The sequence below is a fragment of the Flavobacterium sp. genome (genome assembly GCF_020217025.1).
Lineage (GTDB): Bacteria > Bacteroidota > Bacteroidia > Flavobacteriales > Flavobacteriaceae > Flavobacterium.
Genome location: NZ_JAIWOF010000140.1, coordinates 1 through 10,000, shown reverse-complemented (window position 1 = coordinate 10,000; position 10,000 = coordinate 1). Strand labels below are relative to the sequence as shown.

11 protein-coding genes are annotated in these 10,000 nt (G+C 30.9%); all 11 read left to right on the top strand.

Going from position 1 to position 10,000, the window contains the following annotated elements:
* On the top strand, positions 1 to 370 hold a 370-nt coding region (locus tag LDL23_RS07045; RefSeq protein ID WP_291265072.1), incomplete at its 5' end, for a hypothetical protein.
* Between the two features lies 1 nt (position 371).
* Positions 372 to 1,316 carry a glycosyltransferase gene (locus LDL23_RS07040; RefSeq protein ID WP_291265071.1) on the top strand — a complete coding sequence of 315 codons (945 nt, stop codon included), beginning with the start codon at positions 372 to 374 and terminating at the stop codon, positions 1,314 to 1,316.
* A 15-nt stretch (positions 1,317 to 1,331) separates the two neighbouring features.
* Positions 1,332 to 2,063 (top strand): DUF1796 family putative cysteine peptidase, encoded by a 732-nt coding sequence (locus tag LDL23_RS07035; protein ID WP_291265070.1) that lies wholly within the window; start codon positions 1,332 to 1,334, stop codon positions 2,061 to 2,063.
* Positions 2,064 to 2,074: 11 nt separating this feature from the next.
* Positions 2,075 to 3,034 carry a glycosyltransferase family 2 protein gene (locus tag LDL23_RS07030; protein WP_291265069.1) on the top strand — a complete coding sequence of 320 codons (960 nt, stop codon included), beginning with the start codon at positions 2,075 to 2,077 and terminating at the stop codon, positions 3,032 to 3,034.
* A 118-nt stretch (positions 3,035 to 3,152) separates the two neighbouring features.
* Positions 3,153 to 4,370 (top strand): ATP-binding protein, encoded by a 1,218-nt coding sequence (locus LDL23_RS07025; protein WP_291265068.1) that lies wholly within the window; start codon positions 3,153 to 3,155, stop codon positions 4,368 to 4,370.
* Positions 4,367 to 5,362, top strand: a complete 996-nt coding sequence (locus tag LDL23_RS07020) for a glycosyltransferase family A protein (protein WP_291265067.1) — start codon at positions 4,367 to 4,369, stop codon at positions 5,360 to 5,362. Before LDL23_RS07025 ends, LDL23_RS07020 begins: the two co-directional genes overlap by 4 nt.
* 1 nt (position 5,363) lies before the next feature.
* Positions 5,364 to 6,533 (top strand): glycosyltransferase family 4 protein, encoded by a 1,170-nt coding sequence (locus LDL23_RS07015; protein ID WP_291265066.1) that lies wholly within the window; start codon positions 5,364 to 5,366, stop codon positions 6,531 to 6,533.
* The gene (locus LDL23_RS07010) at positions 6,534 to 7,676 is read left to right on the top strand and encodes a glycosyltransferase family 4 protein (RefSeq protein ID WP_291265065.1); all 1,143 of its coding nucleotides are present in this window, start codon (positions 6,534 to 6,536) and stop codon (positions 7,674 to 7,676) included. It begins immediately after the preceding gene.
* A complete protein-coding gene (locus LDL23_RS07005; RefSeq protein ID WP_291265064.1) occupies positions 7,673 to 8,680 on the top strand; it encodes a glycosyltransferase in 1,008 nt (335 codons plus the stop codon). Before LDL23_RS07010 ends, LDL23_RS07005 begins: the two co-directional genes overlap by 4 nt.
* A gap of 5 nt (positions 8,681 to 8,685) precedes the next feature.
* Positions 8,686 to 9,318 (top strand): CatB-related O-acetyltransferase, encoded by a 633-nt coding sequence (locus LDL23_RS07000; RefSeq protein ID WP_291265063.1) that lies wholly within the window; start codon positions 8,686 to 8,688, stop codon positions 9,316 to 9,318.
* A gap of 176 nt (positions 9,319 to 9,494) precedes the next feature.
* On the top strand, positions 9,495 to 10,000 hold a 506-nt coding region (locus LDL23_RS06995), incomplete at its 3' end, for an N-acetylneuraminate synthase family protein (protein WP_291264958.1).

The window sequence follows — 10,000 nt, the reverse complement described above, 5'->3', positions numbered from 1 at the left end:
GTTGCATTGGTTTTTGAATCAACCTTTAGACGCTAAGTTGAATGGTTATTCTAATGCCTTTTGGACAGGTTTAACAACACTTGAATTAGCAAAAGTGGTTCATGAAGTTATCAACCAAAACATTTCAGGAATCATTCAAGTGGTACCAAGCGAAAAGATAAATAAATACGAATTGTTGCAATTGTTTAATTCTGTATTTCGAAACAACCAATTGGAAATTGTGGATTACGATGCTTATCAAGTGGATAAAAGTTTACTTTTTACACGAAAAGATTTTAATTACCACGTTCCTACATACGAACAAATGTTAGTAGCTTTGAAAGCTTGGATTTTAGACCACAATACCCTATACAAACACTATTCATTATAATATGATATCTGTAGTTACGGCTTATTACAATCGAAAAAAGTTATTTACTCGTACTTTAAAAAGTATGTTGCCTTATTATGGCAAAATCGATTTTGAAGTTATTGTAGTCGATGATGGTAGTGATGAAGCAGAACGATTAGAAGATTTACAAACCGATTACCCTTTTTTAAGAGTCATTCGTTTAGAAAAGCAAAACAAATGGTACAAAAATCCGTGTATTCCTTTTAATATAGGCTTTGAAGCGGTTAAAGGTGATAAAATCATTATTCAAAATCCAGAGTGTTACCATTTTGGCGCTATTTTAGCATATGTGGATGCCCATTTAAAAGAAAATGAGTATTTGAGTTTTGGATGTTTTTCATTAGATAAAACTACAACCAATTCTGAAGAATTATTGTTTGATAAAGAAAATATTGAAAAGCTTATATCTGAAAATGACAAAACCTTTGTCAAGAATGGCGATTTAGGTTGGTACAATCATTCAAAATTTCGACCAGAAGCGTATCATTTTTGTGCCGCAATGACTAAACACGACTTATATGATTTGGGCGGTTTTGATGAGCGTTATGCAAAAGGTGTAGGTTATGATGATGATGATTTTATTTGGCGTATTCGACAGAAAAAAATGAATATTAAATTTGTTGATGATGTTATAGTTTTACATCAGAATCATTATAATTATTCAGAAAATAAAATTGAAGCTGAGGATACGATAAGACAGATTCTCGATTCATACAAAAGAAATAAAGCCATTTTTGAAGAAATCACTCAGAGAAGTAACTTGTATAAAGTAAATTATCTTGGGGAAAGCTATGACAATGTAAATGTTTCTAAAATCGATTTTAATTATACTCAAGAGTTTAACAAACTATTAAAGCCAATACTTAAGAGTAAATTGAAAAGAAAAATAAGTTATCATATTCTAAAATTTGTATCTAAATTTTAGTAATCCATTCTGAAGATGAAAATTAAGTTACCATTTCATTACCAATTAAAAATAAACAAGCAATATAAACCATTAAAAAGTATATTGCCAATAGGCTGTGATTGTCATCCTGCTTACATGATTTCAAAATTAGAATTGCGAAATGAAAGTTTGCCTTTTGATTGGTTAGATACAAAACCTTCATTAGCTCTACATTACGCTTTTATCAATATAAAAGATAATTTTTCTGACTTTTTAATTGACTTAAAAAAAAATGAAAAGGGAAAAGTTTTTGCAGAAAAATATCCAGAGGCTTTATTCTATCATTTTGATGATTTAATTGAGAATGTGCAATTACAAAATAAAATAAGACATAGAATCACTAGATTTTTAGAATTACGCAGTTCAAAATCTTGTTATTATTTACATACCTTGCCTTCCAGCGGTATTGCTACAACTGAAAATCTTGAATTTGTAAAAGAATCGATTGTTAATTTTCAATCACTTTTGAAAAATAATGATGAGTTAATTATTTATTTAAGATTTGATGAGTCGTTTGAGGAACATAAAGAAAATGCTCAATTATTACAAGATTTTGCCGATAGTTTATCCCAAGTAAGATTTATTAAATATTTAAGATTTAAAGATAAATTTGGAATTTGGGGAGATGAATCTCAATACAAAAAACTCATGCACGAATTAGGAATAAAAACAAAATTCAGTGGTTTAAAAATCAATATTGAGAAGTTGAAAAAAGCAACGAAATAAAATTCTGATTCATGCAAATCTCTGTCATCATTCCCGTTTATAATGCTGCTGCTTACATAGAAAAAGCGGTTACTTCTGCCTTGTTTCTTGCTGAGGTAAAAGAAGTGGTTTTGGTAAACGATGGCAGTACAGACGATTCTTTAGCCATTCTTCAAAAATTACAACAATCCGATGCTAGAATCAAAATCTATCATCATGAAAAAAATGCCAATAAAGGACGTTCCGCAAGTCGCAATTTAGCCCTGCAAAAAGCCACTATGCCTTTTATCGCTTTTTTAGATGCGGATGATTTTTACTTGGAAAATCGTTTTGAAACCGACAGCAAAATTTTTGCTAGCGATACTTCAATTGACGGCGTTTACAATGCTATTGGAGTTCATTTTTATAGAGATTTTTCAGATGAAGAACACCAAGAATTATCTTTAACTACAGTTACAGCAGCTATTCCGCCAAAAGAATTATTTGGCTATCTATTAAACGGAAAAAAAGGGTATTTTTCTATTGATGGTTTAACCATTAAAAAAGAAGTGCTAACCAAAATCGGAATTTTTCAAGAGCATTTAGTTGTGGCGGAAGATACCGATTGGTTGCTCAAAATGGCACTCACTTCTAAATTAGTAGCTGGAAATATCACGGAACCCGTTGCTATGCGAGGTGTTCATGATACTAATAGTTTCAATCAAGCGGAGCAGTACAAAATTCATCGTCAAAAAATGTATGAATCGGTTATCCGTTGGAGTTTTCAAAATAACATTGAAAAAACTAAAATCGATTTACTATTGAATTGGCTGTTTTATTACCGCTACAAAGAAAAATATAGCTTAATAGCTGAGTTGAAGTATTGGATTTACCTACTAAAATCGCATCCGAAGTTGCTGACTTCTACTTTAGCCATTAAATACTGCCCAATTATTAGGAAAAGAAAGCAACTTTTCCCAGTTTTGTTCCGATTACTGCTTGTTTTTTTGTAACACAACCATGTCTGTCGTTCTATTTATGTTTATAACAATGTTATTTTTAAATAAAAGTTATAAGTATATTTATAATAATTTGTATATTTGCTTTGTGTTTTAAATGTAATTATAATAAATGACTTTTATACCTTCACAAATAGAATCTCGAAACAATTATTTAGATAGGGTGCGTCCGTTTATTGGTAAAAATATCATAAAAGTATTTACTGGGCAACGACGTGTGGGTAAAAGTTATTTGTTGTTTCAAATTATGGATTTGGTAAAAAACCAATATCCTAAAAGTACGATTCTTTACATTAACAAAGAGGATTTACAATTTTCAGCATTACAAACGGCGCAGGAACTTCATGATTATGTTCTTAAGAATCAAGGAAAAACGGGTCGAACCTTTGTCTTTATTGATGAAATTCAAGATATAATTGATTTTCAATCGGCTCTTCGCTCCTTAGTTTTATATGAAAATTTAGATTTGTATTGTACAGGTAGTAATGCCAATTTGTTGTCGGGGGATATTGCAGGGCATTTGAGTGGTCGTTTTATTGAAATTACGGTATATAGTTTGTCTTATACTGAATTTTTGCAATTTCATACTTTAGAAGACAGTGATTCTAGTTTAACGTTGTATCTTAAATATGGTGGTTTACCTTATTTAAAACACCTACCATTAGAAGATCATATTGTTTTTGAATATTTAAAAAATATTTACAGCACCATTGTTTATCGCGATATTATTAATCGATACGCTATTCGAAATGTTGTATTTTTAGAGCAATTGGTGCAGTTTTTAGCGGCGCATACCGGTAGTCTTTTTTCGGCTAAAAAAATTAGCGATTTTTTAAAATCACTACGAATTAATATGGCTCCCAATCAGGTGCAAGTTTATGTGCATCATTTGGTTAATGCTTTTTTAATTCACAAAGTAGCGCGTTATGATATTGTAGGGAAACGAATCTTTGAAATTGGAGATAAGTATTATTTTGAAAATTTGGGTATTCGTAATGGTATTTGGGGTTATCGATTAGAAGATCGAGGTAAAATTATCGAAAATGTAGTTTATAATCATTTGGTGTTTTTGGGTTATGATGTTACAATAGGTGTTTTAGGAGACAAAGAAATCGATTTTATTGCCACCAAAAATGGAGAGAAAATGTATATTCAGGTAGCTTTGTCGCTACAAGATGAAAAAACGATGGAACGTGAATTTGGTAATTTGATGCAAATAACGGATCATTATCCTAAAATGGTGGTTACCTTAGATGTTTTTAAAGGAGCAAGTTATAATGGAATTACTACAATTGATTTACGTAGTTTTTTACTTAAAAAATTTGAATGATGGTCGTTAATCTAATTTCCATAATTATTCCCACCTTTAACAGCAGTAAGCATATAAAAGCCACTTTAGATAGCGTGCTTTCGCAAACCTATACTAATTGGGAATGCATTTTAGTAGATGATGGTTCTATCGACTTAACCGAAACTATTTCAGAAAACTATCGTGAAAAAGACAATCGTTTTCAACTATATAAACGACCAGAAGATTTACCAAAAGGACCTTCTTCAGCACGAAATTACGGCGTAACGAAAGCTAAAGGAGAGTATCTTATTTTTTTAGATGCCGATGATTTATTAGCAACCACTTGTTTGGAAAATCGACTCGCGCAATTTCAACAATATCCAGAATGTGACTTTTTAGTTTTTCAAATGGACCGTTTTCTAGACGCACCTGATTTTTCTAAGAAAGAAATTATTGCAGAGCAAGATAAAAATCGTGTGTTAGATTCCTTTATTCAATTGCACGGTCAGTGGCCAATTACAGCACCTATTTACAAAACCGATTTTTTTAAAACTATTGGTTTTAATTCGGAATTAGTGGTTTTTGAAGATTTAGAGGTAGCCATCAAAGCCATTGTACAAGCCTCTGATTTTAAAATATATCCTGCGATTGATTGTTATTATCGAAACGATGCCAATTACAAAGAGAAGTACAATTCTATTGAAGTAAAAACCAAAATGGTCAACTGTTTTGCTCATTTGTTGCTCAGTTTGGTTGCTTTAATACAGAAGAACAAGGAAAGTCGATTTCAAAATAAGGATATAAAATCCTATTTTGTTCAATCCTACAAAAAAATTTTTCGTTTCATTATTTTAGAAAATAGTCGCGTTTTTCAGGATGATAATAAGAAAATAGTACATTTGTTGGCGGCACATTCTTTTTTAGATACTACCACTTTTTTTAAATTTATTTTGGTTGATCGTGTTTTGTTGCCTTTCGCTAGTATTAAAGGAAGTGGCGTTTCCAGAATCATTAAAAAACTATATCAGTAACATGGCAGATTTTAGCTTTCAAAATAAAACGGTAGTTTTGATGATTAAAGTTGCTATGTTGGGCGGAGCTGAAAGACAAGCTTTAGGTTTAGCTGATTTTTTAATAAAAAAATATAATTGCAAAGTTCATTTAGTTGCTACACATTCCAATCAGCCAACAAAAGAGTTTCATGAATTTGCTTTAGCATGTGGAATTAATGTTATTCATTATTTTGGAACACCATCACTTACTGTAAGAAAAGAGTTTTCTATTTTAAATCTGAAACGAACATTTCGAGCTTTAAAATATTTGAATAAAATAAAAAGGGAAGTATCGAAATTTCATCCCGATATTATAATTCCGTTTTTAAACACCCCTTCAAAAATAGCTTCATTGATATATCAAAGTGTTGGTGCTAAAGTTACCTTTTGGCATCAATTAGGTTTAGATAATTATACTTATGATTTGTTGGAAAAAAAAGCTGTACAAAAAGTACCTTTTGTTATAGCAAATGCACAAAATGGTTTAGAAGTTTTTCAAAATTACTATAAAATTCCTGAGAAAAAATTATTTGTTTTACCGCAATATGTGTCTATTAAAAAAATAGTTTTAGATACTGTTTCATTAAAAAATAAGTTTGCTATACCTGCAGATTCTATTGTAATTGGAATGATAGCACATTACAGAACTGAAAAATTTCAAGAATTACTTTTACAGTCGTTTAGTGAAATTAAAACCGATAAAAAGATTCATTTAGTGTTTTTAGGAAATAAAGACAATAGCGAAGAAACGTTAGAAAAATATAATGCTATTGTTGCTCTTTCTAAGTCTTTAAATTGTTTTGAAAAAGTTAGTTTTTTATCTGGCGAATCGGTTCAAGAAGTTTTGAATTGTTTGGATGTTGGTGTACTAGTGTCAGAGATAGAAGGAACTCCAAATGTGGTTATGGAATACATGTTGTATGGTTTGCCTGTAATCGCTTCTCATCATGCGGGTTGTGTTGGATTACTACAACCCTCGGAATTTTTAATACCAAATGATAAAACTATTTTGAGCGATAAATTACAGCATTTAATTGATAATGATAATCAAAGAATAAAAGAAGGTGAAGCTAATGCCGATAAAATTAAAAAGTTCAGTATAGAAAATTATATAGATTCTTTACATTCCATAATTAATTCTACTTGTTAAATGAAGATTCTATTTGTTTCGATACCTGCCTTACATACAGTTCGTTGGATTGAAAATCTAAAAGAAGCGGGTCATGATATATATTGGTTTAATGTTTTAGGAAATGAAGAATTACTACAAAAAAGTTATATTAAACAAATAACAAATTGGAAATATAGAAAAATCCCTCATTTTAAAGGAGAACATTATTTAAGAAAACAGTATCCCAATTTGTATGAAAAAATACAATCCAATTTAGAAGTTACTGCTAATGAGAAGTTAGAACAGCTAATAAAAGAAGTTAAACCTGATTTAGTGCATAGTTTTGAGATGCATACCGGGAGTTATGCTATTTTGAAAACGATGTTGAAATTTCCACATCTAAAATGGTTGTATTCTTGCTGGGGAAGCGATTTTTATAAATATGAAAATTCAGAGACTCATATAAAAAAAATTAAAAAAGTTTTAAATAGGATTGATTATTTGCATACGGATTGTTTACGAGACTATAATTTGGCAATAAAATATGGTTTTAAAGGAGAATTTTCGGGCGTAATTCCAGGTGGTGGCGGTTTTATGTTAAAAGAAAATCAAAAGCACCTACTCCCAATAGAAAATAGACGAATAATCTTAGTTAAAGGTTATCAACACCATGTTGGAAGGGGATTGCAAATAATTAAGGCATTTGAAAAAGTATTGACTTTAATTCATAATTATGATGTAATTGTTTTTGGAGCACATTTAGAAGTCACAAACTATATTGAAAAGAATAAATTGCCATTTAAATATTTTGGTAGGCATGATTTGGAGCATAATGAAATATTAGAACTAATGGGTAAGTCTTTAATTTATGTTGGTAATAGTACTTCCGACGGTATTCCTAATACTTTATTGGAAGCCATTATTATGGGTGCTTTTCCCATTCAATCGAATCCAGGAAATGTAACCGCCGAAATTATAACAGAGGGTGAAAATGGTTTTTTAATTGAAGATCCTAACGATATTGATGCAATTTCAAAATTAATTTTAAAAGCAATCGATTCTTCAAAATTATTGCAAAATGCATTTGAAATTAATCAAAACATCGCAAAAGAACGATTGGATTATGCGGTTAATCACCAAAAAATAGTAGCTTTATACCAACAAATAGCAAAGGACTTATGAGAATAGGAATGAATCCTCAGAAAAAGGAAAAGAAAATAGACTTACAATTTCAACATCGTGTAATTATATTAGTATATGTTCCAGAAAAGGAAGGATATTATGATAATATTTTTGAGGTTTTTAAATTGTGTTTAGAATCAGCTATTACCACAATTAATGATAAATGTGCCATCACAGTAGTTAACAATGGATCTAAGAAAGAGGTAGTAGAATACATAAATCAAAAATTTGTTAACAAAGAAATCGATAGTGTAATTCATCACAACTGTAATATAGGTAAAATGGATGCTATAATTGGAGCTGCTAGAGCTTCAAGAGAACCAATAATAACTCTTTCCGATGTTGATGTATTATTTAAATTTGGTTGGCAACAAGAGGTTGAACGAAATTTTAATGCATTTAAAAATTTGGGAACGATTTCTCCTATGGCCGTTAAAAGTTCGTTTCGAATTGCTAATATTTCTACCCAACAGCAAATTATATTTAAACAGCTTTCTTTCAAATTAGAGCCTATTCCTGAAAATACTAATGATTACAATTTGTATCTGAAAAGTCTTAATTGGGATATTACTTGTAGTGAGAATGCGATGTGGCCCGTGGTTCAGTCAAATAATCAGAAAGCTATCTTAGGATGTGCTCATCAAGTTTTGTGTATTAATAGGGAAATATTTTTTAAAACAGTTCCTACTGCACCTTCCTTAACCTTAATAGGTCAAAATTCTGTTTATAATTATGCAGATGGACCTATAGATTTTGCAGGAGGTTTGAGATTATCAACCTATCATAATTATGCTTACCACATGGGTAATACAGTTGAAGATTGGATGTTGAAAGTTCAAGAAGAAAATAAAGCCAAGGCAAATGCTCAGCCTAAAGGAATAATTGTTTTAAAATTAAAATTTAAAGCAAAAAAGTATTATCCTTTTATATTTGAGGTAAAACAAAAAGTAATTAGTAAATTATTTGATTTATTTTATACTGATAAAATAAAAAAGTCAATATAGATTAGATGAATACATTAATAAAAAAAATACTCTACTATTTTTTGAATGCCATTGAAAAAAAAGATAAGGTAACACTGTCTGGATTTTCAAGAGGTATTCAAAATGTAACCTTTGAAGGTAAGAATGCCGTGCCCGATGGTTGTAATTTTTCAGGTAAAATCAAAATTGGTTATGCCACTACGCTTGGCTATAGGAATTTATTGGGTGGTACAATTTCCATAGGCAAATATTGCCAATTAGGTGTTGATGTAGCTTTGCATGCGACTAATCATCCGATTTCTTATATGACCACGTATATCAATAAAAATTTATTTGAAGGGGAGCTTAAAAGTCTGAAACAAGAAAATGTGATTGCTATTGGTCACGATGTCTGGATTGGTCATGGCGTCATAATAGTAGGTAATGTCACAGTTGGTAATGGAGCTATAATAGCTGCGGGAAGTGTTGTTACAAAAGATATTCCACCCTATACTATAGTTGCAGGAGTCCCTGCTAAAGAAGTTAGGAAACGTTTTTCGGATGCCATTATTCAAGAAATAGAAGCTTTGCAATGGTGGGATAAATCAGAAGCAGAATTAGAGCAAATAAAGCCTTTGTTTTTTAAAGATTTTACTAATAGACCTAGTATTTATGAGTAAAACCATAATCCTAGTATGACGGGGAGATTGGGGGACTTGGAGACTTGGAGATGGGGTGTTCTGAATGTTGTTTATTGCCAATTATTACTAATGTTGATGTAACAAGACAAGCTAGTTCTATTCAACTTCACTAACTTTATTATATTTGAAAAAATTAATCACTAAACAGTACACACATGAATCCCTACATAGAAATAGCAGGAAGAAAAATAGGACCCGATTTTCCACCATTAGTTATCGCTGAAATCGGCATTAATCACGAAGGTTCTTTGCAAGTAGCTAAAGAAATGGTTGATGCTGCACATAGAGCAGGAGTTGAGGTAGTGAAACACCAAACCCATATTGTTGCTGACGAAATGAGTGGTGCTGCTAAAAAAGTTATTCCAGGTAATGCTGATGTTTCCATTTACGAAATTATGGAACGTTGTGCTTTAAACGAAGAAGATGAATTAGAATTGAAAAATTATGTGGAAAGTAAAGGCATGATTTTCATTTCAACTCCTTTCTCGCGAGCTGCAGCCGAGCGTTTGAAAAAGTTTGATATTCCAGCTTATAAAATTGGTTCGGGAGAATGTAATAATTATCCTTTGTTGGAGCATATTGCTTCTTTTGGAAAACCTGTTATTTTAAGTACGGGTATGAATACCATAGCAAGTATTCAAAAAGCGGTAGCTATTTTTGA

Coding starts and splice junctions, on each gene's coding strand:
- LDL23_RS07015 (WP_291265066.1), top strand. CDS start 5,364: ATGGCAGATTTTAGCTTTCAAAATAAAACGGTAGTTTTGATGATTAAA.
- LDL23_RS07025 (WP_291265068.1), top strand. CDS start 3,153: ATGACTTTTATACCTTCACAAATAGAATCTCGAAACAATTATTTAGAT.
- LDL23_RS07000 (WP_291265063.1), top strand. CDS start 8,686: ATGAATACATTAATAAAAAAAATACTCTACTATTTTTTGAATGCCATT.
- LDL23_RS07030 (WP_291265069.1), top strand. CDS start 2,075: ATGCAAATCTCTGTCATCATTCCCGTTTATAATGCTGCTGCTTACATA.
- LDL23_RS07010 (WP_291265065.1), top strand. CDS start 6,534: ATGAAGATTCTATTTGTTTCGATACCTGCCTTACATACAGTTCGTTGG.
- LDL23_RS07005 (WP_291265064.1), top strand. CDS start 7,673: ATGAGAATAGGAATGAATCCTCAGAAAAAGGAAAAGAAAATAGACTTA.
- LDL23_RS07020 (WP_291265067.1), top strand. CDS start 4,367: ATGATGGTCGTTAATCTAATTTCCATAATTATTCCCACCTTTAACAGC.
- LDL23_RS07035 (WP_291265070.1), top strand. CDS start 1,332: ATGAAAATTAAGTTACCATTTCATTACCAATTAAAAATAAACAAGCAA.
- LDL23_RS07040 (WP_291265071.1), top strand. CDS start 372: ATGATATCTGTAGTTACGGCTTATTACAATCGAAAAAAGTTATTTACT.